Origin of the sequence: Phyllobacterium sp., from assembly GCF_037994405.1 — a bacterium.
In the GTDB taxonomy this organism is placed as follows: Bacteria; Pseudomonadota; Alphaproteobacteria; order Rhizobiales; family Rhizobiaceae; genus Phyllobacterium.
Window position 1 is genome coordinate 26,930 of record NZ_JBBNAN010000528.1, and the last position, 24,063, is coordinate 50,992.

Annotated in this window: 29 protein-coding genes; 15 read left to right on the forward strand and 14 right to left on the reverse strand. The window is 58.0% G+C overall.

All coding sequences use genetic code 11. The features are described from left to right. Positions 1-87: 87 nt before the first annotated feature. The 5 genes from queF to AAAC48_RS29125 form a co-directional block, all read right to left on the reverse strand. Positions 88-549: a preQ(1) synthase gene (gene queF / locus AAAC48_RS29105; RefSeq protein WP_340657515.1), complete on the reverse strand. Its 462-nt coding sequence runs from the start codon at positions 547-549 to the stop codon at positions 88-90. Continuing rightward, entirely contained in the window at positions 546-932 is a 387-nt protein-coding gene (locus AAAC48_RS29110; RefSeq protein ID WP_340657516.1) for a 6-carboxytetrahydropterin synthase, read from the reverse strand. The genes queF and AAAC48_RS29110 overlap by 4 nt, the downstream gene beginning before the upstream one ends. Before the next feature lie 49 nt (positions 933-981). Beyond that, a complete protein-coding gene (gene queE, locus AAAC48_RS29115; protein WP_340657517.1) occupies positions 982-1,641 on the reverse strand; it encodes a 7-carboxy-7-deazaguanine synthase in 660 nt (219 codons plus the stop codon). Beyond that, a complete protein-coding gene (gene queC, locus AAAC48_RS29120) occupies positions 1,638-2,348 on the reverse strand; it encodes a 7-cyano-7-deazaguanine synthase QueC (RefSeq protein ID WP_340657518.1) in 711 nt (236 codons plus the stop codon). The genes queE and queC overlap by 4 nt, the downstream gene beginning before the upstream one ends. 80 nt (positions 2,349-2,428) lie before the next feature. Next, on the reverse strand, positions 2,429-2,836 hold the full coding sequence (locus tag AAAC48_RS29125; protein ID WP_340657519.1) for a hypothetical protein: 408 nt from the start codon (positions 2,834-2,836) through the stop codon (positions 2,429-2,431). A gap of 182 nt (positions 2,837-3,018) precedes the next feature. Here AAAC48_RS29125 and AAAC48_RS29130 point away from each other — a divergent pair, with 182 nt between their 5' ends. From AAAC48_RS29130 to AAAC48_RS29150, 5 genes are all read left to right on the forward strand, one after another. Continuing rightward, a complete protein-coding gene (locus AAAC48_RS29130) occupies positions 3,019-3,492 on the forward strand; it encodes a GNAT family N-acetyltransferase (RefSeq protein WP_340657520.1) in 474 nt (157 codons plus the stop codon). A gap of 373 nt (positions 3,493-3,865) precedes the next feature. Beyond that, on the forward strand, positions 3,866-4,264 hold the full coding sequence (gene sdhC, locus AAAC48_RS29135) for a succinate dehydrogenase, cytochrome b556 subunit (protein ID WP_340657521.1): 399 nt from the start codon (positions 3,866-3,868) through the stop codon (positions 4,262-4,264). 13 nt (positions 4,265-4,277) lie between these two features. Continuing rightward, positions 4,278-4,661, forward strand: a complete 384-nt coding sequence (gene sdhD, locus AAAC48_RS29140) for a succinate dehydrogenase, hydrophobic membrane anchor protein (RefSeq protein ID WP_340657522.1) — start codon at positions 4,278-4,280, stop codon at positions 4,659-4,661. 8 nt (positions 4,662-4,669) lie between these two features. Beyond that, a complete protein-coding gene (sdhA, locus tag AAAC48_RS29145; RefSeq protein WP_340657523.1) occupies positions 4,670-6,502 on the forward strand; it encodes a succinate dehydrogenase flavoprotein subunit in 1,833 nt (610 codons plus the stop codon). Positions 6,503-6,520: 18 nt separating this feature from the next. Next, positions 6,521-7,300, forward strand: coding sequence for a succinate dehydrogenase iron-sulfur subunit (locus AAAC48_RS29150; protein ID WP_106662103.1), 780 nt, complete (start codon positions 6,521-6,523; stop codon positions 7,298-7,300). A gap of 139 nt (positions 7,301-7,439) precedes the next feature. Here the strand turns inward: AAAC48_RS29150 and AAAC48_RS29155 are convergent, their stop codons facing one another. Further along, on the reverse strand, positions 7,440-7,868 hold the full coding sequence (locus tag AAAC48_RS29155) for an OsmC family protein (RefSeq protein ID WP_340657524.1): 429 nt from the start codon (positions 7,866-7,868) through the stop codon (positions 7,440-7,442). Positions 7,869-8,052: 184 nt separating this feature from the next. Between AAAC48_RS29155 and AAAC48_RS29160 the strand changes: the two genes are divergently transcribed. The 3 genes from AAAC48_RS29160 to AAAC48_RS29170 are packed head-to-tail and all read left to right on the forward strand — an operon-like array spanning position 8,053 to position 9,641. Continuing rightward, positions 8,053-8,193 (forward strand): hypothetical protein, encoded by a 141-nt coding sequence (locus AAAC48_RS29160; protein WP_340657525.1) that lies wholly within the window; start codon positions 8,053-8,055, stop codon positions 8,191-8,193. Positions 8,194-8,241: 48 nt separating this feature from the next. After that, positions 8,242-8,571 carry a hypothetical protein gene (locus tag AAAC48_RS29165; protein WP_340657526.1) on the forward strand — a complete coding sequence of 110 codons (330 nt, stop codon included), beginning with the start codon at positions 8,242-8,244 and terminating at the stop codon, positions 8,569-8,571. Between the two features lie 29 nt (positions 8,572-8,600). Next, positions 8,601-9,641 (forward strand): aldo/keto reductase, encoded by a 1,041-nt coding sequence (locus tag AAAC48_RS29170; protein WP_340657527.1) that lies wholly within the window; start codon positions 8,601-8,603, stop codon positions 9,639-9,641. Here AAAC48_RS29170 and AAAC48_RS29175 read toward each other — a convergent pair. After that, a complete protein-coding gene (locus AAAC48_RS29175) occupies positions 9,638-10,879 on the reverse strand; it encodes a ubiquinone biosynthesis hydroxylase (RefSeq protein WP_340657528.1) in 1,242 nt (413 codons plus the stop codon). The two genes, AAAC48_RS29170 and AAAC48_RS29175, sit on opposite strands and share 4 nt — an antisense overlap. Positions 10,880-10,968: 89 nt before the next feature. On the opposite strand from AAAC48_RS29175, the gene tesB reads away from it, so the two are divergent. The 6 genes from tesB (at position 10,969) to AAAC48_RS29205 (ending at position 18,592) form a co-directional block, all read left to right on the forward strand. Further along, on the forward strand, positions 10,969-11,838 hold the full coding sequence (gene tesB / locus AAAC48_RS29180) for an acyl-CoA thioesterase II (RefSeq protein WP_340657529.1): 870 nt from the start codon (positions 10,969-10,971) through the stop codon (positions 11,836-11,838). A 254-nt stretch (positions 11,839-12,092) separates the two neighbouring features. Beyond that, positions 12,093-12,431: a P-II family nitrogen regulator gene (locus AAAC48_RS29185; RefSeq protein ID WP_106712667.1), complete on the forward strand. Its 339-nt coding sequence runs from the start codon at positions 12,093-12,095 to the stop codon at positions 12,429-12,431. 24 nt (positions 12,432-12,455) lie between these two features. Next, on the forward strand, positions 12,456-13,883 hold the full coding sequence (locus AAAC48_RS29190) for an ammonium transporter (RefSeq protein WP_340657530.1): 1,428 nt from the start codon (positions 12,456-12,458) through the stop codon (positions 13,881-13,883). Between the two features lie 245 nt (positions 13,884-14,128). Further along, positions 14,129-16,774: a DNA translocase FtsK gene (locus tag AAAC48_RS29195; RefSeq protein WP_340657531.1), complete on the forward strand. Its 2,646-nt coding sequence runs from the start codon at positions 14,129-14,131 to the stop codon at positions 16,772-16,774. A 235-nt stretch (positions 16,775-17,009) separates the two neighbouring features. Next, entirely contained in the window at positions 17,010-17,684 is a 675-nt protein-coding gene (locus AAAC48_RS29200; RefSeq protein ID WP_340657532.1) for an outer membrane lipoprotein carrier protein LolA, read from the forward strand. 101 nt (positions 17,685-17,785) lie between these two features. After that, a complete protein-coding gene (locus AAAC48_RS29205) occupies positions 17,786-18,592 on the forward strand; it encodes an exodeoxyribonuclease III (RefSeq protein WP_340657533.1) in 807 nt (268 codons plus the stop codon). Positions 18,593-18,724: 132 nt separating this feature from the next. Here AAAC48_RS29205 and AAAC48_RS29210 read toward each other — a convergent pair whose 3' ends face one another. Both AAAC48_RS29210 and AAAC48_RS29215 read right to left on the reverse strand, forming a co-directional pair. Further along, complete coding sequence (locus AAAC48_RS29210; protein WP_340657534.1) at positions 18,725-19,183, reverse strand: cyclic nucleotide-binding domain-containing protein; 459 nt, start codon at positions 19,181-19,183, stop codon at positions 18,725-18,727. A gap of 38 nt (positions 19,184-19,221) precedes the next feature. Continuing rightward, positions 19,222-19,905: a response regulator transcription factor gene (locus tag AAAC48_RS29215; RefSeq protein WP_340657535.1), complete on the reverse strand. Its 684-nt coding sequence runs from the start codon at positions 19,903-19,905 to the stop codon at positions 19,222-19,224. A gap of 129 nt (positions 19,906-20,034) precedes the next feature. On the opposite strand from AAAC48_RS29215, the gene AAAC48_RS29220 reads away from it, so the two are divergent. Next, a complete protein-coding gene (locus AAAC48_RS29220; RefSeq protein WP_340657536.1) occupies positions 20,035-20,568 on the forward strand; it encodes a L,D-transpeptidase family protein in 534 nt (177 codons plus the stop codon). Here AAAC48_RS29220 and AAAC48_RS29225 read toward each other — a convergent pair. Genes AAAC48_RS29225 through tsaD form a run of 5 tightly spaced genes read right to left on the reverse strand, consistent with a single transcriptional unit; the run spans position 20,565 to position 24,047 of the window. Next, positions 20,565-21,242 (reverse strand): methyltransferase, encoded by a 678-nt coding sequence (locus AAAC48_RS29225; protein ID WP_340657537.1) that lies wholly within the window; start codon positions 21,240-21,242, stop codon positions 20,565-20,567. The two genes, AAAC48_RS29220 and AAAC48_RS29225, sit on opposite strands and share 4 nt — an antisense overlap. Beyond that, on the reverse strand, positions 21,239-21,667 hold the full coding sequence (locus AAAC48_RS29230) for an EVE domain-containing protein (RefSeq protein ID WP_340657538.1): 429 nt from the start codon (positions 21,665-21,667) through the stop codon (positions 21,239-21,241). Before AAAC48_RS29230 ends, AAAC48_RS29225 begins: the two co-directional genes overlap by 4 nt. A gap of 11 nt (positions 21,668-21,678) precedes the next feature. Then, a complete protein-coding gene (locus AAAC48_RS29235; protein WP_340657539.1) occupies positions 21,679-21,969 on the reverse strand; it encodes a YciI-like protein in 291 nt (96 codons plus the stop codon). Between the two features lie 15 nt (positions 21,970-21,984). Next, complete coding sequence (locus tag AAAC48_RS29240) at positions 21,985-22,971, reverse strand: NAD(P)H-dependent glycerol-3-phosphate dehydrogenase (RefSeq protein WP_340657540.1); 987 nt, start codon at positions 22,969-22,971, stop codon at positions 21,985-21,987. After that, complete coding sequence (gene tsaD / locus AAAC48_RS29245) at positions 22,968-24,047, reverse strand: tRNA (adenosine(37)-N6)-threonylcarbamoyltransferase complex transferase subunit TsaD (protein ID WP_340657541.1); 1,080 nt, start codon at positions 24,045-24,047, stop codon at positions 22,968-22,970. Before tsaD ends, AAAC48_RS29240 begins: the two co-directional genes overlap by 4 nt. Positions 24,048-24,063: the final 16 nt, after the last annotated feature.

Here is a 24,063-nt window from a genome sequence, read left to right on the forward strand (position 1 = left end):
ATACCAATAGTGCAGGATGAGTCCTCCTAGCCAAGGCCCCTCCCTGCTGCTTCGCAGCTTCCCTCCCCACAAGGGGGAGGGTAAGTGTCAGCCGCGTCCGCGATATGCTGGTACACCCTGATCCGGCAGCCAAAGGCCCTCCGGGACGGGGCCGGTTTGCCAGAAGACATCGATCGGAATCCCGCCACGCGGATACCAGTAGCCGCCGATACGCAGCCACAAGGGTTTGACCGCCTCGACGATGCGCTTGCCGATGGTGACGGTGCAGTCTTCATGAAAGGCGCCGTGGTTGCGGAAGCTGAAAAGGAACAGCTTCAGCGATTTGGATTCCACCAGGCTCTGATCCGGCGCATAGTCGATCACCAGATGGCCGAAATCCGGCTGGCCGGTGACTGGGCAAAGCGAGGTGAATTCCGGGCAGGCAAAGCGCGCGAGGAAGAGCGTTCCCGCCTGCGGGTTGGGGACGGCATCGAGCGTGGCCTCATCGGGATGCTGCGGAATTTTCACATCCTTGCCGAGCATCGTTGCCTGTTCTGCATAGTGACTCATGCTGCTGTCCTTTCCATCTCGAATTCGCCCTGATATTCGCAGCCTTCGCCGCACGTATCACGGTAGACGCCGACCACGGCCAAGCCGGGCAGGGTCGACGCAAAATGCCGCCACAGCCACATGGCGATGTTTTCGAGCGTCGGCGTTTCCAGACCCTGGATCTCGTTAAGGTACCGGTGGTCGAGCTGCTCGCGCGCGCTGTCGAAAGCGGCCTTCACAGCGCCGAGATCGGAAATAAGACCGGTCCTGCTGTCCGGTTTTCCTTCCAGGGTCACCCGCACACGGAAACTGTGTCCGTGCAGACGGGTATTGACGTGCCCGTCGGGAAAGATGTGCGGCAAATGATGTGCCGCTTCGAACGTAAATTCGTTGAAGATTCTCATGTCTATTGCTCTTGCTCTGGCGCAATACAGGCGCCCGCTAAAGCCTGCCTCAGGGCAGGCCGATCAGTTTATGTGTCTGCGTGCTCAGCCGCCAAAGCGGGTGGGCGAGGCAATAGGCCGCTGCAGATGCCACATGCGATGCGGTTTGCGCCGGATCACCGATCACGTCAAGAGGTTGCAGGTAGAAATGCTCGAACGACAGCTGTTCGAAACGGGACGGGTGCGTCTCGGCTTCCTTTTGCGGATAGACCAGCTTGAGCTCATTGCCGCTGGTCTGAACCAGCGGTGCTGCCGCCTTGGGCGAAACGCAGATCCAGTCAAGCCCAGCCGGTGCCGCAATGGTTCCATTGGTCTCAACGCCTACTTCGAAGCCGCGCGCATGAAAAGCTTCAATCAGCGGCGCATCGAGCTGCAGCAAAGGCTCGCCGCCAGTGCAGATGACATAGGGCTTGCCGCCGGAACTGTCACCCTTCGGCCATTGCGCAGCAACGGCATCGGCCAGAGGCTCTGCGGTCTTGAATTTGCCGCCGCCCGGGCCATTCACACCGACGAAATCCGTATCGCAGAACTGGCAGACAGCGTCTTCGCGATCGCGCTCGAGCCCGGACCACAGGTTGCAGCCGGCAAAGCGCATGAACACGGCAGCGCGGCCGGTGTGGTTACCCTCGCCTTGCAGGGTCAGATAGATCTCCTTGACGGCGTACGTCATGCCGCTTCCGCCTTGAACTTTTCCCAGCCGCCAGAACGCAACTGGCATGCCGGGCAGGTGCCGCAGCCATAGCCCCATGCATGGCGCCTGGAGCGATCGCCAAGATAGCAGGTATGCGTGTTCTCGACGATGAGATCGAGCAGCTGGTCCCCGCCGAGATCGCGGGCGAGAGCAAAAGTTTCGGCCTTGTCGAGCCACATCAATGGCGTCTCGATCGTGATGCGGCGATCGAGACCGAGCGACAGGGCCACCTGCTGGGCTTTCAGCGTGTCGTCGCGGCAATCGGGGTAGCCCGAATAGTCGGTCTCGCACATTCCGCCGACAATGACCCGCAGACCGCGTCGATAGGCGAGCGCACCTGCAAGCGTGAAGAACAGCAGATTGCGGCCGGGCACGAAGGTATTGGGCAGGCCGTTTTCCGCCATCTCGATGGCGATGTCATCGGTCATGGCCGAGGCGCCAAGTTGCCCGACAATCCCAGCATCCAGCATATGATCGTCACCAAGCCGCGTTGCCCAGTGCGGAAATTGCTTCACGACGGCGCTGCGGAACGCAGCACGCACTTCGAGCTCGATCCTGTGCCGCTGGCCATAGTCGAAACCCACCGTCTCGACGCGGTCGAAACGGGACAGGGCCCAGGCAAGGCACGTGGCCGAATCCTGCCCGCCGGAAAACAGGACCAGTGCGCCGTCAGAATTGCGAGCCATTATTACTACCTCTTCGATGAAGCGGCCCCCCTTACAGGGCCCGGGTCACCGAAGCAAATCAAATCTCTTAATGATCGGCGTCAGTCGCAGCCGGGATGGCCGATAACCGGCGTTTCGTTGCGGTCGAGGCCATACATGTAACTGCGGCCCTGAATGACTATGGGACTGTCGCAGCCGGTATTGGGTGCTGGCACGACACCAAGGACGACCGGATCACTCACTGGAGAAATTACTGACGGGCCTTTGCCGCGTTTGTAGACAGGAACCTGCCGCCTGATCTCGCGGCCGAGCGTATCGGATTTCGCTGCGGATGCGCCGACAAAGATGATCTTCGGCCCGCCTGCCTCATGCAGGATGACATTGCCGTATTCGTCACCGTAGCTATTGCTGCGCTTGATATCGTTTGCTGCCGCAATTTGCGGGGTGGTCAGGGCAAACGTCAGGGCCATCGACGCCACAACAGAACGGACGAGTCTCTTTTGAAACATGGCGATACTCCTGACGATTCCTCAAGCCAGAGATTAACCTTTTATTAACAATTGTCATCCGGCCAAAACTAATCAAATCGATTTTCATCCGCGGTGCAGGTTGACGGGCGCGGCACAATCAACCAATCCTCAGTCTAATGAGGACAGGATTCACCGGCAGGCATGAAGGGACGGAAGCAATCATGACAACAAAGACCGTTGATGAACACGCCATCGACATTTCACTCCTGCATTTGAGCGATGCCCATGAATTCGCGCCGCTGCTTGCCAGCTATGCCCAGGCGCTGAAGCGTGGTGCGCCGCGCCGGCCGGATGATTACTATGCCGAAAACCTCCTGCGCGACCGTGCAGCGGAAATAGCCGGGGCACGCCTTGATGGCCATCTCGTTGGCTTCGTTATTTTCTACGATCTTCCCGAGCCGGTTTCCGGTATGCGCGCCGGTCAGGTCGATCATATCTATGTGCATCATGACCACCGCGGCAAAGGCATTGCCAAGGCCCTGATCGACGTGCTCGCCGACAAAGCGGAGGAGCGCGGCTGGACGAAGCTGTCGCTCAATGCGCCACGCGTGCCGGAGGACGGCCGCAAGCTTTACGAGCAGGTTGCAGCGCCCGCCGACTGGACGAGCTTCATCATCAGGTTCGGCAATCAGTAAGCGGCAGCAATGCAAGGTTGCCGCAAGGTCAGCGGCATCCTGCTTACGACCCTGTCTGTCGCAGACAAACAGCGATTGAAAGAGGCGAAACAAGCCATTCCGTGCCTGAATCGGACAGACTCGCTCAAATAATTTTTTGCAGCACACAGTCTCAAAATTTTTGCTCTTGTAAGGCCGTTTTGACACCTTTAAACGATTGAATTCTAAGCAGAAACCTTATTGACTTGCTATTCCAGCCAATTCGCCGCATGAGGGTATGGAATGGGGCTTTGACGCAGTGCAAAAACCGGATTAAAACCCCTCTAAATTGCCTCTATCCAGCCTTTTCGGCCCTGCCCGTCTAACCAGATGTGGCGCTACTCTTGGGGACGCTATGAGCAAGACAAATCTGCATGCCAATCGGCCGTTGTCGCCGCATTTGCAAATCTACAAGCCAATCCCAACCATGGTCATGTCCATCGTCCACCGCATCACCGGCTCGGCACTTTATGTCGGCACGTTGCTGGTAGCCTGGTGGCTGATCGCGGCGGCGACGAATGAACAATACTTCAATTTCGTCAACGCGATTTACGGTTCCTGGATCGGCCGTCTTGTCCTGCTCGGCTACACCTGGGCGCTTATCCATCACATGATCGGCGGCATACGCCACTTGATCTGGGATACTGGCCGCGGGCTCGAAAAAGATACGACGACGAAAATGGCCTGGGCGTCGCTCATACTTTCAGTCGCATTGACGATCCTTGTCTGGATCGCCGCATTCACAATAGCTTAAAGGAGGCCGAACGATGGGCGACATGCGCACGCCGCTTGGCAAAGTTCGCGGACTGGGTTCTGCGAAAGAAGGCACGGACCATTTCTGGCGTCAGCGGCTGACAGCCGTCGCCAACGTTCCACTGATGCTGTTTTTCATTGGCTTGATCCTGTCGCTGCATGGTGCGAGCTATGCAGAGACCAGGGCAGCCTTGTCACACCCGCTGACAGCCATGGTTCTCTTGATGGTGATCATTTCCGGTCTCTATCACATGCGCCTCGGCATGCAGGTGATCATTGAAGACTACGTACACGGCGAAGGCACGAAGATCGTGCTGTTGATGCTCAATACCTTCTTCGCTTTGGCGGTTGGCATTGTCAGCATCTTTGCGATCCTCAAGCTGAGCTTCGGAGTTTAATCTCTATCATGGCAGCAACAGACACCAAGGCCGGCAAGGCCTATACATTCGTCGACCACAAGTTCGATGTGGTCGTGGTCGGGGCCGGCGGTGCAGGTTTGCGGGCAACGCTTGGCATGGCTGAGCAGGGCCTGAAGACGGCCTGTATCACCAAGGTCTTCCCGACCCGCTCGCATACAGTTGCGGCGCAGGGCGGCATTGCCGCCTCGCTCAGCAATATGGGTCCGGATTCCTGGCAGTGGCATATGTATGACACCGTCAAGGGTTCCGACTGGCTCGGCGATACCGACGCCATGGAATACCTGGCGCGCGAAGCACCCGCGGCCGTCTATGAGCTCGAGCACTACGGCGTGCCGTTCTCGCGCACGGAAGAAGGCAAGATCTATCAGCGTCCTTTCGGCGGACACATGATGAATTATGGCGATGGCCCGCCCGTGCAGCGTACTTGCGCCGCGGCGGACCGTACCGGCCATGCCATCCTGCACACGCTCTACGGCCAGTCCTTGCGCAACAATGCGCAGTTCTTCATCGAATATTTCGCGCTCGATCTCACCCAGGATGAAGACGGCACGATCACTGGTGTTGTCGCCTGGAATCTTGATGACGGCACGATCCATCGCTTTGCCGCCAAGATGGTCGTCATGGCGACGGGCGGTTACGGACGCTCCTATTTCTCAGCGACCTCCGCGCATACCTGTACCGGCGATGGCGGCGGCATGGTTGCCCGCACCGGATTGCCGCTGCAGGACATGGAATTCGTGCAGTTCCATCCGACGGGCATCTACGGTGCTGGCTGCCTGATCACCGAAGGCGCGCGCGGCGAAGGCGGATATCTGGTTAATTCCGAAGGCGAGCGCTTCATGGAGCGCTATGCGCCTTCGGCCAAGGATCTGGCATCGCGTGACGTGGTTTCACGCTGCATGACGCTGGAAATCCGCGAAGGCCGCGGTGTCGGCAAGAACAAGGATCACATCTTCCTGCATCTGGACCACCTCGATCCGGCTGTCTTGCATGAGCGCCTGCCCGGCATTTCGGAATCGGCGAAGATTTTTGCTGGTGTCGATCTGACCAAGGAGCCGATCCCGGTCATCCCTACAGTCCATTACAATATGGGCGGCATTCCGACCAATTATTGGGGTGAAGCGCTCAATCCGACGAAAGATAATCCCGATCGCATCCAGCCCGGCCTCATGGCCGTGGGCGAGGCCGGATGCGCCTCGGTGCACGGTGCCAACCGCCTCGGCTCCAATTCGCTGATCGATCTTGTGGTGTTTGGCCGGGCAGCAGCAATTCGCGCCGGTCAGGTCATCGACCGCAACGCCAAGGTTCCGGATATCAACGAGGCCTCGGTCACAAAGATCATGGATCGTTTCGATCGCCTGCGCCACGCCAATGGCGGCACGCCGACAGCCGCGTTGCGCGAGAAAATGCAGCGGACCATGCAGGAAGATGCCGCTGTGTTCCGCACGTCGGAATCGCTGAAGTCCGGAGTTCAACGCATGGAGAAAATCTGGAGCGAGCTGCCAGACGTCAAGGTCACTGACCGTTCGATGATCTGGAATTCCGATCTGGTGGAAACACTGGAACTGGAGAACCTGATGGCCAACGCCCTGACCACGGTCGTTGCCGCAGAAGCGCGCAAGGAAAGCCGCGGCGCTCATGCGCACGAGGATTTCCCGAACCGCGATGATGTCAACTGGCGCAAGCACAGCCTCGCCTGGCTCGATCCGGACGGCAAGGTCACGCTCGGCTACCGCCCTGTCCACCTCGACCCGCTGGTCAAGGAAGAAGATGGCGGCATCAGCCTCGCCAAGATCGCGCCAAAAGCGCGTGTGTATTGATTTAGGGACAAGAGCATTATGGTTGAACTTGCACTTCCCAAGAATTCGCAGATGCGTCCCGGCAAGACCTGGGATCGTCCGCAGGGCGCCAATAATCTGCGCGAGTACCGGATCTATCGGTGGTCACCGGATGATGGCGAAAATCCGCGCATCGACACCTATTATGTCGATCTGGACGATTGCGGCCCGATGGTTCTCGATGGCCTGCTGTGGATCAAGAACAAGATCGATCCGACGCTGACGTTGCGCCGCTCCTGCCGTGAAGGCATCTGCGGCTCCTGCGCCATGAATATCGACGGGACCAATACGCTCGCCTGCACCAAGGGCATGGACGAGATCAAGGGGCCAGTGAAGATCTATCCGCTGCCGCACCTGCCGGTGGTCAAGGACCTGGTGCCGGATCTTTCCAACTTCTATGCCCAGCACCGGTCGATCGAGCCATGGCTGAAGACCGTCTCGCCGGAGCCGGCAAAGGAATGGTTGCAGAGCCACGAGGACCGCGCCAAGCTTGACGGACTCTACGAGTGCATCCTGTGTGCCTGCTGCTCGACGTCCTGCCCGAGCTATTGGTGGAACGGCGATCGCTATCTTGGTCCTGCTGTGCTGTTGCAGGCCTATCGCTGGCTGATCGACAGCCGCGACGAAGCGACAGGCGAGCGGCTCGATAATCTCGAGGATCCGTTCCGGCTCTATCGCTGCCACACGATCATGAACTGTGCTCAGACCTGCCCGAAGGGCCTGAATCCGGCCAAGGCAATCGCCGAAATCAAGAAGATGATGGTCGAGCGCCGGGTTTGATTTGATAGCGCCGTTCTTAATCTCCCCCATGAGGGGGAGAGATAGTCGGCATTGGCGGTGGACGTGAAACCGGCTTTGGCTTCAAAATAAAACGGGCGCTCAAGAGCGCCCGTTTTTGATTCAATCGCTGATCTCAGGATCACGCCAACTTTGCGTCCAGCGTGACTTCGATTGCGCCGAGCGCCTTTGACACCGGGCAGTTGGCTTTGGCTTTGGTGGCGAGTTCATTGAAGGTAGCCGCGTCTATACCTGGAACATTGCCGACCAGCGTCAGGGCGCTCTTGGTAATTGCTCCTTTGGCCGGATCAATCGTCACGACAGCCTTTGCTTCGAGCTTCTGCGCGGGCGTGCCATTCTCCGCAAGGAAATGCGACAGCTGCATGGCAAAGCAACCCGCATGGGCAGCGCCGAGCAACTCTTCAGGATTGGTGCCGGAGGTGCCGCTGGCATCCTCGAAACGCGCCTTGAAATTATAAGGAAGACCTTTGAGCGCACCGCTTTGGGTATCGAGCGTGCCCGAGCCGTCCTTTAGCGCGCCTTTCCAGATCGCTGTTGCTTGTCTGTCCATTTTAATCTCCCTCGTTGAAATTGATTGCGTGGCGGATGTGCAGGCCATCACCAGGCCTGGCGATAACGGCTCCGTGGTAACATGGTTCCGTATCATATCGATGGCACCGCATTATTCTATCGCCTAATTTACGGACTGCATCTCCCTCTTCTAGAAATAGACTTTTTGTTGAGGGATTTTGATCATGCATATTGTTCTCGCGATTCTCGGGCTCCTCGGCGGCGGCTTGTTCTGGTGGTACCGACTGAAGATACTGAGTGAAGGGCTGGTGATGTCGCAGACAGTATGGGGCGTGTGCGCAGTTGTTTCCGGCGCAGGAAAATAAGGCAGCAGGCCACTCACTCTCCCTTGACTGCCATCGAAGATCTCGTTCTTGCGGCAGCAACGGTGTGCGATTATTGCTGAAGATACCCTGATCACGGAAAACCATTTCGATGCAGTACGCAGTGTCCTCATCGATGTCAGCAATCCCAGGAAGGCGGACGAGGCGATGATCTGCGCGAAATGGGCCTTCACCCAGATCGGCGACACGGCAACGATCATTGAAAAAACGTCACCACTCCTCCGCAGGCAGCTCAATGATCTGGAAAAGTGTGAATTGATTGATATGGTAGGAGCGGCCGCTGCCGCCGTTCCAGTCTCCCACCATTACGGCCAGCGGATCAGAAAGCTCAAGCAGGGGCTTGGCCTCCAAGTCGACTGATCAACCCGAAATCGAAACAGGAAGATCCCGTGAAACTGAAAAAGCTTGGCCGTACGGATATTGACGTCACAGAAATTTGCCTCGGAACGATGACCTGGGGCGTGCAGAACACCGAAGAAGACGCGCATCGGCAGATCGACTATGCGCTCGACGCCGGCATCAATTTCATGGATACGGCGGAAGTCTATGCTGTTCCCTCAAGCCCCGAGACCTATGGCAAGACCGAGACCTATATCGGCACTTGGTTCAAGAAAACCGGCAAACGCGACAAATTCGTCCTCGCCACCAAAGTCTCCGGTGGCGGCAACAGCTGGATCCGCAATGGAACACGTCCGGACAGGAAGCAGGTGCGCGAGGCGGTTGAGGGCAGCCTGAAGCGGCTGCAAACCGACTATATCGATCTCTATCAGGTGCATTATCCTGCACGTGGGCACTATCATTTCGGTACAGCGTGGAAATATGCGCCGCAGAATCAGGACAAAAGCCTGGCTACAGCACAGATCGAAGAAGCTCTTCTGGGCCTCGACGACATGGTCAAAGAAGGCAAGATCCGCCATATTGGCCTATCCAACGAGACGGCCTGGGGCATCAGCCAATGGCTGAAGCTTGCCGAGCGCAATGACCTGCCGCGTGTTGCGTCGGTGCAGAACGAGTACAGCCTGATCCAGCGCGTATTCGACCTTGATCTCGCCGAACTCAGCCACCACGAGGATGTCGGGCTGCTCGCCTACTCGTCGCTGGCATCGGGGGTTTTGACCGGCAAATATCTGGACGGAAAGATGCCGGCTGGAACGCGCGGCGCGATCCAGCCGGGCGGTCTGTGGCGCAACAACGACAATTCCGCGCCGGCCGTCAAGGCCTACATCGATCTTGCCCGCAAACATGGGCTCGATGTGGCGCAGATGGCTATCGCCTTTGCCCTGACGCGGCCATTCATGACTTCGGTGATTATCGGCGCCACATCGATGGAACAGTTGAAGACCGATATCTGGGCAAGCTCGGTCACACTGTCGCCAGAAATCCTCAAGGAGATCGATGCGATCTACCGGAAATACCCGCGCCCGCTCTAGATCGGCTGGCCCTGCAACAATTTGGGCGCCGTCGTCGACAAGCCCGCAGCCTGGCGGATGAAGAATCCCTTGAGCCGCGGCATCCTCTCGACGAGGCCGAGGCCGAAGTCGCGCAGCATCCGCACCGGTACATTGTCATTGGAGAACAGCCGGTTCAAAACATCGGTGGTGACACCCATCTGCACCGTGTCGAAGCGCCGCCAGGTCTGGTAGCGCTCGAGCACCGCGATCGACCCGATGTCGAGGCCAAGCCGGTCGGCATCGACAATCGTCTCCGCCAGTGCCGCCGCATCCTTGAAGCCGAGGTTGAGTCCTTGTCCGGCGATCGGGTGGATGCCGTGCGCTGCGTCTCCGGCAAGCGCAAAGCGCGGCTTGACGAAATCACGCGCCAGGGTGAGGCCCAGCGGGAATGATTTGCGCGGGCCTTCGACACGCAATTCGCCGAGCTTCAGGCCAAAGCGCTGCTCCAGCTCGTGTTCGAACACGAAATCATCGTCATTGACCAGCCGCTCTGCGTCATCCGTCCGCTCGGTCCAGACCAGCGAGGAGCGATTGCCCTTGAGCGGGAGGATGGCGAAGGGACCAGCCGGGAGAAAATGCTCCTCCGCCCGGCCATGATGCGGCCGCTCATGCGATACGGTGCAAACGATGCCGGATTGGCCGTATTCCCAGTTCACCGTCTTGATGCCCGCCATGTCGCGCAGGCGCGATTTCACGCCATCGGCGGCCACCAGCAGCCGCGTGCGCAGGCTCTTGTCGCCCGCATAGTGAACCGCCAGGTGCGCCTCGCCGTGCTCGAAACCATTGACCGGCGCACCTTCGATGAAAGCTATGCCGAGCTCTTCCGCCTTGGCGCGCAGCGATGCATTCAGCACCCGGTTCTCCACCATATGCGCAAAGGGTTCGCCCGGCTCGATTTCGCCGTTGAAGGTCAGGAACACCGGCCGGACCGGATCGGCGGTACGCGAATCAGTGACGATCATTTCATTGATGGGCTGGGCTTCCGGCACAATGGCATCCCAGCAACCGAGCCGGTCGAGCATGCGGCTTGCGGCTGCAGCAATCGCCGAAGCGCGCGTGTCGTTGCGCCAGACGCCGGCGGGTGCCGCGTCGATGACCGTCACGCCCAAATGCGGCGCCGAAGATTTAAGCGCCACGGCTGTCGCGAGGCCGACATAGCCAGCGCCCGCAATGATAATGTCGGTGCTTGGCTGTTCTTTCCGGGTTCGTTCAACCATGATTGCCTCCGGGTTGCGCTTGATGCGCTTGACTTGTTCTTCTGTTCCTGTTGCAAGCGTTGAAGTTACGCGAACAGGAGATGCCGATCATGTCAGACGCCATGAAAGAGCTTTTGTCCATACTCGACCTTGAGACGCTTGAACACAACCTGTTTCGAGGTCGCAGCCCGCAGGTCGGCTGGCAGCGTGTCTTCGGCGGACAGGTGATCGGCCAGGCCCTCGTCGCGGCACAGCGCACCGTCGATCCAGCGCGGCATGTCCATTCGCTGCATGGCTATTTCATGCGCGCTGGCGACCCGAAAGTGCCCATCATCTATGAGGTCGACCGCATCCGCGATGGCTCCAGTTTCACCACCCGCCGCGTCGTCGGCATCCAGCATGGCCATGCAATCTTTTCGCTGGAAGCCTCGTTTCAGATCGAAGAGGCAGGGCTCGAACACCAGAAGCCTGCGCCGCTCGATCTTACCGCACCGGAACAGCTGATCAGTGACAAGGACCTGAAAGAGCAGTATCTGCAAAACGCACCCGCCAATATTCGCAGGTATTGGGAACAGGACCGGCCGATCGAGTTGAAGCCGCTATCGCTCACGCATTATTTCTCGCGCGAGAAACTTCCGCCGGAACAGAATGTCTGGATCAAGACCACCGGTCCGGTGCCGGATGACCGTGCCGTGCAGGCAGCCGTGCTTGCCTACCTCTCGGACATGACCCTGCTCGACACCTCGCTCTACGCGCACGGCCGCTCGATCTTCGACCGCGATCTGCAGGTTGCCAGCCTCGATCACGCCATGTGGTTTCATAGGCCCTGTCGCTTCGACGACTGGCTGCTTTATACGGCAGACAGTCCGAGTACATCCGGTGCGCGTGGTTTCAATCGTGGTGCAATCTATAGCCGTGACGGCACGTTGATTGCCTCGACGGCGCAGGAGGGCCTAATTCGTGTGCATCCTGTGGCGTGAGTTCAAGTCATTTGTCGAGTAATGCCTATATTTTAGGCATGTTGCTGCAAAAAGCATATTCGCACCACACTTTGCGAAAAATACATATTTCTAATCAATAGCTTAGTATTATATTCCGAGTCTGGCACGGAACTTGAATACTCCTGACCAGTCACCGATGGCCAATACGGCTTTTGGCGATGGGTTCAACGCGGATTGCTGCAGTTCAGGTAATTCCACCTGGAGGGTACCGCGCTAGCGCAGGGGTATAGTCAATGAAAATTGTGATGGCCATCATCAAGCCGTTCAAGCTGGACGAAGTGCGCGAAGCACTCACCGCTGTCGGCATCCAGGGCCTGACCGTCACCGAGGTGAAGGGTTATGGCCGCCAGAAAGGACACACCGAGATCTATCGTGGCGCCGAATATGCGGTCAGCTTTCTTCCGAAATTGAAAATCGAAGTCGCAGTCGCGTCCGAGCTCGTCGACACCGCCGTTGAAGCCATCACCACGGCCGCAAAGACCGGTCAGATCGGTGACGGGAAGATATTCGTTCTCAGCATCGAGCAGGCCGTCCGTATCCGTACGGGCGAGACCGACACCGACGCACTGTAAAATTTGGGGTTCAAGGAGACAATAATGAAAATTCCAACCAGTCTGACATCTGCGGCGCGCAGCACCCTTCTGGGTTCGCTGGCACTGGTCGCCATCGGCTCACTGGCCGCGTTTGCTCAGGAAGCCGCACCAGCTGCTCCCGCCGCCGCGGCGCCAGCCATGGCCGTCGATAAGGGTGATACAACCTGGATGATGATTTCGACAGTTCTGGTACTGTTGATGACCATCCCTGGTCTCGCCCTTTTCTACGGTGGCCTTGTTCGCTCAAAGAACATGCTTTCGGTTCTCATGCAGGTCTTCACCATTACGGCTGTCGTGATGCTGATCTGGGTATTCTACGGGTACAGCCTGGCGTTCACACCTGGCAACGCGCTCTTCGGCGGGCTGTCGAAGGCATTTCTGCATGGCGTCGACGTGACCACCGTGTCTGAAACCTTCACGAAGGGCGTTGCAATCCCTGAGCTGGTTTTTGTCGTCTTCCAGATGACCTTTGCCTGCATCACGCCTGCTCTTATCGTTGGTGCCTTTGCTGAACGCGTCAAGTTCTCGGCAGTCATTCTCTTTGTCATCCTATGGGTCACGTTCGTTTACTTCCCAATCGCCCATATGGTCTGGTTCTGGGGTGGTCCAAGCGCCTATTCCGATCCGGGTGGCCTTATCTGGGGCTTTGGCGCGATTGACTTCGCGGGCGGCACGGTCGTTCACATCAATGCTGGCATCGCCGGTTTCGTCGGTGCACTGATGATCGGCAAGCGCGTCGGCTACAAGAAAGACATCATGGCGCCGCACTCGATGACAATGACCATGATCGGTGCGTCTTTGCTGTGGGTTGGCTGGTTCGGTTTCAATGCGGGTTCTAACCTTGAAGCCAATGCTTACGCTGCCCTCGCCATGATCAATACCTTCGTGGCAACTGCCGCTGCCGCTGTCATGTGGATCATCCTTGAAGCGTTTCTGCGCGGCAAAGCCTCCATGTTGGGTGCTGCCTCCGGTGCAGTTGCCGGTCTCGTTGCCGTAACGCCGGCTGCCGGCTTCGTCGGTCCGATGGGCGCCATCGTACTCGGTGCTGTCGTAACCTTCGTGTGCTACTTCTTCGTCGCAGTCGTTAAGAACAAGTTCGACTATGACGACAGTCTGGACGTCTTTGGTATCCATTGCGTTGGCGGCATCATCGGCGCTCTCGGCACGGGTATCCTGGTCAACCCGGCACTTGGCGGTGCTGGCATCGTCGACTACTCGACCGCTGACTTTGCCGCCAGCTACGCCGGTACGGCAACTCAGCTCTGGGCGCAGTTCAAGGGCGTGGTTGTTACGCTGCTCTGGTCCGGTATCGGCAGTGCGATCCTCTACAAGATCGTCGACCTGATCGTCGGCCTGCGTGCATCGCCCGAAGCTGAGCGTGAAGGTCTTGACCTGACATCGCACGGTGAAGCTGCCTACCACGCCTCGTAAACCGTAGGTGACGACAATTGCGATGGGCCCGGTTAACCGGGCCCATTTGTTTTGGGGCTGCTGTTGGCGCCTCTTCCTTGCAGGGGAACCACGCGCAACTCATATTGTCAGCCTTTAGTGCTAAATTCCTTCCGCCCGCCTCCCATGGTTAATGCCCCCTTAACCATCCGCATCTTAACGTGAGAACTCTTAGATCTGCGGCCCGTCTCGGCTGCCGTGTATGCGTTCACATGGGACCGGATTTCATGCGTCAAGGATATTCAGCCTCTTATGCCATTGAAGACGAGCGGACCGGTTTGACGACCCTGTTCCGCAGGCAGATTTATATCCTCTGGGGATTGGCGCTGTTCTGCTTTGTTGCCTTTGCCGTAGGAAGCCTTGCCACGTGGAATGTGCTCGATCCAAGTTTCAGCCACGCTACATCGAATCCGGTGCGCAATGCACTCGGTTATCCTGGGGCAGTGTTTTCCGATCTCGGCATGCAGTTTTTCGGGCTTTCGATGGTCGTAGCGTTGATGCCCGCGCTCTTCTGGGGCGGTCTCTTCCTCACCGGGCGCGGCGTTGATCGCATGCCGCGCCGGGCAATTGCCTGGTTTTGCGCGTCGCTGATGGCGGCCGCAATGGCGGGTTGCTTCGCGATCCCATCGAGCTGGCCCATGCCGATCGGCCTTGGCGGTGTTTTCGGCGATATGGTCCTGAAAATTCCGGCGATCTTCATCGGCGCGTTCCCGCGCGGCGGCCTTGCGATGATCCTCGTTGCCATTCTAGCACTGCCGACACTCTGGGTCTTCGGTTTTGCCAGTGGCATCACCTATCGTGATACCGAACCGGCAGTCGCCAAGAAATCCACGCGCCATGTGGCAGACGAGGATGATTACGACGACGAAGACGAAGATGACCGTGAGGGTGGTGGCCTGCTCGCTCTTGGCGCGGTAACCCACTGGTTCCTGAGCACAAAGGCGCTGTTCCGCCGTATTTCTGGCCACGGTGCCGGTGCCTACATTGGCGCCCGCGGCAGCAGTGCCCGTCGCAACGATGGTGACTTCCTCTCTGATGTACCGATGGCCCGTCAGAAAAATGCTTCGAATGGCATGCGGCGTGAGCCCGGATTCTATGACCAAGCCCCACATGTCGATGCGCCATCGATCGAAATCGATAATGACCGCTTTGATGCCCGGCCCGGCCGTTTCGATCCCGTCGCCTTCAGCGACGATGAGGACGACATTGACGACTGGGGGCCGCAGCAGGTACCTGCGCGACCCACGGCAATGCCAGCGGGAAGGCCCGGCGCAGCGCGCATTGACACGCCGGCGCCCGCTCCAAAGGCCGGCGCTCGCGTCCAGCGCGAGGCGCAAGCCTCATTGATCAAGTCCGATGAATTCGAAATGCCATCGCTGCATTTCCTCAGCGAACCAAAAAACGTTGTTCGCAATCCCAGCCTGTCGAAGGAGGCGCTGGAACAGAACGCGCGGTTGCTGGAAGGGGTGCTGGAAGATTTCGGCGTGCGCGGTGAAATCATCCACGTTCGTCCAGGCCCGGTTGTTACGCTTTATGAGCTGGAGCCAGCGCCCGGTATCAAATCCTCACGCGTTATCACGCTGGCCGACGATATCGCCCGTTCGATGAGTGCCATCGCGGCGCGTGTTGCCGTCGTACCCGGGCGCAACGCCATTGGCATCGAACTGCCGAACCAGACCCGTGAGATGGTTTATTTGCGTGAGCTTCTGGCGAGCCGCGACTTCGAGCAGACCAAGACCAAGCTTGCCCTTGCCCTTGGCAAAACCATCAATGGTGAGGCGGTCATCGCGGATCTTGCGAAGATGCCGCATCTGCTGGTTGCGGGTACCACCGGCTCGGGCAAGTCCGTTGCTATCAACACGATGATTCTGTCGCTGCTCTACCGGATGACACCCGAGCAATGTCGCCTGATCATGATCGATCCGAAAATGCTCGAATTGTCGATCTATGACGGCATTCCGCATTTGCTGACCCCGGTTGTTACCGATCCGAAGAAGGCCGTTGTTGCATTGAAGTGGACGGTCAAGGAGATGGAAGACCGTTATCGTAAGATGTCGAAGGTCGGTGTGCGCAACATTGACGGCTTCAACCAGCGTGTCGAACAGGCGCAGAAGAAAGGCGAGCGCATTGCCCGCACGGTACAGACCGGTTTCGACCGGGCCACGGGCGAAGCTGTCTACGAGACCGAAGAACTCGATCTGAAGCCGATGCCCTATATCGTCGTCATCATCGACGAAATGGCCGATCTGATGATGGTTGCCGGCAAGGATATCGAAGGCGCGGTGCAGCGGCTGGCACAGATGGCCCGTGCTGCCGGTATCCACGTGATCATGGCGACGCAGCGCCCGTCGGTCGACGTTATTACCGGTACGATCAAGGCGAACTTCCCGACCCGTATTTCCTTCCAGGTGACATCGAAGATCGATTCGCGCACGATTCTTGGCGAGCAGGGCGGAGAACAGCTGCTCGGCATGGGTGACATGCTTTATATGGCCGGCGGCGGGCGCATCCAGCGCGTGCACGGTCCATTTGTCGGCGACGACGAGGTGGAGAAGATCGTTCAGCATCTCAAATTGCAGGGCGCCCCGGAATATCTCGATTCGATCACCGAAGAGGATGATGAAGACGAGGGCGGCGGCGGACCTGCCGGAAGCTCGAATCTCGAAGATTCCGACGATCCGTATGATCAGGCGGTTGCCGTGGTGTTGCGCGACCAGAAGGCGTCGACCAGCTATATTCAGCGGCGCCTTGGCATCGGCTATAACCGCGCCGCATCTATCATCGAGCGCATGGAACAGGAAGGGCTTGTCGGCCCGGCCAATCATGCCGGCAAGCGCGAAATTCTCGTGCCGACACAGGACGATGAGTTTTGAGTGAGCAGTCACTTCCTGCCCTCCCCATAGGGGACAGGGTAAGAGGCAGAACGGACGTAACGTAACGATTTTATGCGCCGATATGGAATGAACCGGTCACGAACATTACATAACGCATCAGCAATGCGGTTACGTAACGGTTTTGAGGAACAAGAAGCAGGTTCTGCCGTTTCTTAGCCACAGTCAGGTCAAACTGGCCTCGTACAAGCAAGACATGACCACAGGAGATACGACCATGATCAATATCAAAGCACCGTTTCGCGCAGCTGGCTCGTTTGCCAGGGCTTCGGTGGTCACTTCCATGGTCGGTATGGGATTGCTGATGGGAGGGGCAGGTGTGGCCTTGACAACGCCTGCTTTGGCCCAGGCAGCGCCTGGCAGCATCAGCGCTGCCCAGGAAATCGCCAACAAGTTCTCGAGCGTCAAAACTTTGACCGGCAATTTCGTTCAGTTCGGCCCGCGCGGCGATCAGACTGAAGGTACGTTCTATATCGAGCGGCCTGGCAAGATCAGATTCAACTACAACAAGCCGTCGCCGATCCGCGTTATCTCCGACGGCAAGTCAGTGGTCATCAATAACCGCAAGCTCGACACGTGGGATCTCTATCCTCTATCCAAGACGCCCCTGAAGTTGCTTCTCAGCGATCAGATCGATCTTTCCGGCGGCAAGGTCAAGTCGGTCAAGCAAGAGCCGGACATGACGACGATCGTGCTTGGCGACAAGTCGATCTTCGGCAATTCAACCATAACGATGATGTTCGATCCGAAAACCAATGATCTGCGCCAATGGACGATCACGGATGCGCAAGGTTTGGATACGACCGTCATGATCACCAATGTCCGCACCGGCGTTCGGTTCGCCGATGACATGTTCACGATCGACTATACGCGCATCGCCATGAAGCGATAATGACCGGCTTACAGCTGTGGACGAGCCGTCTTTCGGTTTTCATTCGGGCGAACTTGCACTAGTCTCGCGGCTTCCTGTCGATGCCGCGAGTCTAATTTCCCATGCCCTTTTCTGTTGCTACCTGGAACATCAACTCGGTGCGCCTGCGCCTGCCGCTGGTTTTACAATTCCTGGGCGAGCATAAGCCAGATGTGCTGTGCTTGCAGGAAACCAAGTGTCCGGATGATCTGTTTCCGCGCGAGGCCTTCCACGCGGCGGGCTACGAACATATCGAGGTCAGCGGCCAGAAGGGCTATCACGGTGTTGCCACCGTCTCGCGTCGCCCTTTGACGGAATCAGAACGCGTCGAGTTTTGCGATATTGTTGATTGCCGGCATTTGAGCACGGTTGTCACCGCTGGATCGAAGCGACTGCGTATTCATAATTTCTATGTTCCGGCCGGTGGCGATGAGCCGGACCCCGAAATAAATCCGAAGTTTGCCCACAAGCTCGGCTTCCTCGACGAGATGAAGGCCATGAACGCCGTCTATGGTGAAGGGCATGCTTCGCTGCTGGTCGGCGACCTCAATATCGCGCCACTTGAAACCGATGTCTGGTCACACAAGCAATTGCTGAAGGTGGTCAGCCATACGCCGGTCGAGACCGAGGGGCTTGAGGCATTGCGCAAAAATGGCGGCTGGAGCGATCTGATGCGCCATCACATTCCGCCGAGTGAAAAGATCTATACCTGGTGGAGCTACCGGGCGGCCGATTGGGATGCTGCAGATCGCGGCCGGCGGCTGGATCACATCTGGGGTTCACCCAACCTCGAAAACGATCTGACCGACATCACGGTCTTGCGGGAAGCCCGCGGATGGGAAAGGCCATCGGACCATGTTCCAGTCATTGCGCGCTTTAATCTGGATTGAGCCGGATTCCGGACAAAAATTGCAGAAGAATGTTCGATTCTTGCAAGGATTTCTCCGAATCCTGCACAAGAATCATCGATTCTCACACAAGATTTTCAACCGATGCGGGAAATATGGTTGTGCCAACGCGAGTTAGCGCTCGCCGAACAGGTGTTCATATTTGGTAATGGCCTCGATCATTTCATTGAGATCCATCGATATCTGATCGTGCAGGGCGGCGGCAATCTCTGGATATTCCTCGAGGATTCGCCGGAAAAGCGAGCGATTGAGACGAATCACCTCGGTTTCGGTTTCCGCCATAGCGCTGGTCAGCCGCTTGGTCTGGGCGATGATCGCCATTTCACCAAGGACGGCGCCGGGGCCTACCGATTTCAGCACGACGCGGCCGGCCGGACCTTCGCGAAACAGGGAAATCTCACCGCGATCAATGACATAGGCGCAATCGGCCGATTGGCCCTCACGGTAGAGTTCACGGCCTTCCCTTAATACAAGCCGCTCCGTACCAAAGGCAAGCAACCGCAACTGGTCGCGCGTAAACGTTCCGAACAGCCCCACCGTCTCCAGTATGCGAATATCATCTTCAATTGCCATGCAATTACAGACATATACCTAGATTGGCCCCATCAGCATCAAGGAATGAGCTTGTATCCCCCGCTTTCGGTGACGAGTATGGTTGAATTCGACGGATCCTGCTCGATTTTTTGCCGCAACCTGTAGACGTGGGTTTCGAGCGTGTGCGTGGTCACCCCTGAGTTGTAACCCCAAACTTCTTCCAGCAGCACATCGCGGGTAATGACCTTACCACCAGCGCGGTAAAGATATTTGATGATCGCCACTTCCTTCTCGGTCAACCGAATTTTGCCGCCTTTCGCGTCGATCAGCATCTTTTGCCCAGGCTTGAAGGTATAGGGCCCGACGACAAAAGTCGCGTCTTCGCTTTGCTCGTGCTGGCGGAGCTGCGCGCGAATGCGTGCCAGCAGGACCGCGAAGCGAAATGGCTTGGTCACGTAGTCATTGGCGCCGGATTCGAGCCCCAGAATTGTATCCGAATCGGTATCATGCCCGGTCAGCATGATGACGGGTGCCTTGAAGCCGCCCTTGCGAAGCAGTTTCACCGCCTCGCGTCCATCCATGTCAGGCAATCCGACATCCATGATCAGGAGATCGACAACGCCGTTCCTTGCCGCCTGGATGCCTTTGGCTGCATTGTCCTCCTCGATGATCTGGAACTCTTCATAGAGGCTGAGCTGTTCAATCAGAATGGCCCGCAGGTCTGCATCGTCATCGACGATAAGAATGGTACGCGCTGTCATCAGATCTCCCGCAAATGGAAAGAAGTCGTTGGAATTTATGTCGAATTCGAGAGGAAAGAAAGACCATCGACTTGATTATGCTTATTTGGCGCATCAGTCTGACACAATAATGCTCTTTATGAGGCAAGCATGAGTCGCAGGTCATTGAAATTGATCGATGTTCGTCCAAGACCCGGTAACGCAAGCCAGGGTCAGATGATCGCTGGCAACATGATCCTGCGCTGTGCGCTCGGTAAGGGCGGTATTTCCGCATTCAAGCGTGAGGGCGATGGCGCAACGCCTTTGACCAGGATGCGGCTTCTCTATGGTTTCAAGCGTCCGGACAAGAAGGTCAAAGGTCCGACCGGGCTGACGATGAAGGCTCTTCGCCGCAATGATGGCTGGTGTGAGGTGAGCAACGACCGCAATTACAACCGCAAGGTCCGTATACCCTATGGCGCAAGTCATGAGACAATGTGGCGCAAGGATGATATGTACGATGTCTGCATAGTCATGGATTGGAACATTAGACCGCGGCGGCGCGCAAAGGGCAGCGCCATCTTCTTTCATCTGGCGCGCCCCGGCTATACACCGACGGAAGGCTGCATCGCATTGAACCGCAGCGATATGAATCGGCTATTACCTTATCTATCAAACAAGACAGCTATTCGAACCTTGCGCTAGCGCCGGAAGCGCCAGACGGACGTCTGCTTGACTTCGGCATCTTCAAGGACCCGTGTCACCGGGACCGAGTAAACCGCAAGCGATTCAAGAAGATTGTTGGGAAAATAGGATCGACCCGGATCGCCAACGATAATCGTGGCACCGCGTTTCGCGAGTGCCGTGAACCACGGTACCAGCCGATCTGCCAGCGGCTTTTCATAGAACACGTCTCCTGCCAGAACGACATCCCAGCCATCATCGCTGCCGATCAGGTCATCGACACGTGCTTCGATCGTCGTTTGATTTGCCTTGGCATTGAGTGCAATAGCCGGTCGTGCAAACGGGTCGATATCACAGGAGATGACGTGTGCCGCGCCGGCCTTGGCGGCGGCAATGCCAACGAGACCCGAGCCCGAGGCAAAGTCGAGGACAACAGCGTCTGCGACCGCCTCCGGATGATCAAGAACGTAGCGTGCAACGCCCTGACCGCCTGCCCAGGCGAATGCCCAGAAGGGTGGCGGCAGGCCGATCGTTGCCAGTTCCTCCTCGGTGCGGTGCCAGAGATCGTGGGCCTCGTCGGCCAGATGTAGCTTGATCTCCGGGACATGAGGCGGTGATTGCAGCACCGTATTTGCCAGAACGAACCGATGATAGCGGTCGCTGTCGGGATCGAGAACCGCCTCTTCTATGGTCATTCGGGTGCAGGGACCAGTCCGCCCATGCGGCAGACTTCCTTCCATTCATCTGGCGTCACCGGCTGAACCGACAGACGCATAGAGGTAACCAGCGCCATTTTTTCCAGCTTTGGATTTGCCTTGACGTCTTTCAGAGTTACCGGTGTCGGCACATCCTTGACGGCACGGATATCGACGCATTCCCAGCGCGGATCATCCGTAGTTGAATCGTGATGGGCCAGCGCGCAGACCTCGACGATGCCGACGACTTCCAGCCCTTCATTCGAATGGTAGAAGAAACCCTTATCGCCAATCTGCATGGCGCGCATATTGTTGCGCGCCTGGTAGTTGCGCACGCCAGTCCATTCAGTGCCCTTGGCGCCAGCAGCTTTTTGTTTTTCCCAAGACCATGCGTCGGGTTCGGATTTGAACAGCCAGAATGCCATCTTTTGAAGCCCTATTTGTTGTCCGGATTCTTGATTGCCCAGTTCCATGGGCGAATGTCTACAGACGCGAAGAGACCAGCCTTGGCGTACGGATCATTGGCTGCAATGGCCTTTGCCCCCGCAAGATCGGCGGCTTCGACAACGACAAGACTTCCGTTCGGCTTGGCATCGTCGCCAAGGAACGGGCCGGCAAATTTCAAGCGATCGTCCAAGCCGCTTAGATAATCGAGATGGGCAGTGCGGGTGTCGAGGCGCAGTTGCAGATGGTCAGGCTTGTCGTTGCAAAGAAGGGCATAAAGCATTCACAGTCTCCTGGTTCAATCTTCGTTTTTGAGGGGCCGAGAAAGCAGTGCTTCCATGGCTTCGTCAATGGTGATGTGGCGGGCGAGTATCTGTGCGACCGCCGCAATGATCGGCGCTTCGATGCCGTGCCGGGCGGCAAGCTCGGCAGCGATACCGGCGGTCGCTACGCCCTCCGCAAGCGGACGGCCGGTCAGATCCTCACCGCGCCCGAGAGCAAGCCCATAGGAATAATTGCGCGATTGCGGCGTTGAGCACGTTAGCATCAGGTCGCCAAGTCCGGAGAGGCCCATGATGGTCTCCGGTCTTGCGCCGAGCGCCCGACCCACACGGCGCAGTTCCACAAAGCCGCGGGTAACCAGCGCTGCCTGGGCGCTGGCGCCGAAGCCCCGACCGATCGCCGCGCCGGCGGCAATGGCAAGTACATTCTTAAGCGCGCCGCCAATTTCAACACCGGTCAGATCGTCGGTCGAATAGCAACGGAATGTTGGGCCGGACAGCATCAGCGCGATGCGGTCGGCAGTTGCCTGATTGCGTGCTGCCACGGTCACAGCGGTCGGCAGTCCTCTGGCCACGTCAGTGGCAAAGCTTGGTCCTGACAAAGCGCCAAGGGTTTGATCCGGCAAAATTCTGGCGACCAGATCAGACATGAGCAGACCGCTGCTGCGCTCTATGCCCTTGGCGCAGATGACGAAGGGGGTGGCGGCCGGGATCCGGTCCTTCAATTCCTGCATGGCCCCGGCTAGAGCCTGCGCGGGAATGACGCAAAGGATCAAATCGCTGTTTGCCATAACACGGCCGGCTTCGCTGCTTGCTATGAGCGCCGGGTGCAGGTCAATTCCGGGCAGATAGATTTCGTTGCGATGGCTATTGTTGATGGCAGCGACCGTTGCGGTATCACGTGCGTAGAGTTTGACAGCATTGCCGTTGCGCGCAGCCATGCTTCCAAGCGCCGTACCCCAAGCGCCCCCACCAAGCACGGAAATCGTTGGTTTTCTGCTCATGCCTTGGCTCCCCGTCGACCGGCGCCGATCAATGGTGCCGACTGCATGTCCAGTGGCCAGCGCGAACGTGGCGCAATATCGAGCGAGTCAGCAGGGACTTGATTGGCTCGCTCTGCGCCTGCCCAGGCGATCATTGCGGCGTTGTCTGTGCACAGCGTCATCGGAGGCGCAATGAAGCGGAAGCCATTGTCCGAGCAAAGGCGCTGCAGGCCATCGCGCAAGACCTTGTTCGCGGCGACACCGCCCGCCACGACCAGGGCGGGTTCCTTGACGTGCGGGAAGCTTCGACGAAACCGCATCAGCGACCGCGAGACGCGGTCATCCAGCGTGTCGGCGACGGCAGTCTGGAATGCGGCACAAATATCGTTGACGTCCGTCTCGGATAGCGGCTCCAGCGTGATCGCCAACTGGCGCACGGCCGTCTTAAGACCGGAGAAGGAAAAATCGAGTCGCTCCTCACCCTTCAGCGGTCGCGGCAGAACGAAACGGTTCGGATCGCCAAGGAGGGCAGCTTTCTCAACCTCGGGCCCCCCGGGATAGGGCAGGCCAAGCAGCTTGGCGGTCTTGTCGAATGCTTCGCCCAATGCATCGTCGATCGTGGTGCCAAGCCGCTCATAGTCGCCAAGACCTTTAACCAGAACCATTTGCGTGTGGCCACCAGATACCAGCAGCAGCAAATAGGGAAAATCGATGCTATCGGTGAGGCGCGGCGTGAGCGCATGTCCTTCGAGGTGGTTGATTGCGTAGAAGGGCTTGTGGCCCGCCATGGCGATCGCCTTGCCGGTCATCAGCCCGACAATCAATCCGCCAATCAATCCCGGACCCGCGGTCGCCGCCACGACGTCGACATCTTCCAGGGTCATTTGCGCTTCGTGCAATGCCTGGGCGATCAGCCGGTCGAGCACCTCGACATGGGCGCGTGCGGCAATTTCAGGTACCACCCCGCCATAAGGCGCGTGATCGTCAATCTGGCTTAGAACGACATTCGCCAAGATGCGGCCGTGGCCACGATCGTCACGTTCGACAATCGCCGCCGCTGTTTCGTCACAGCTTGTCTCAATTCCTAGCACTCGCATCGATAAACCTGATATC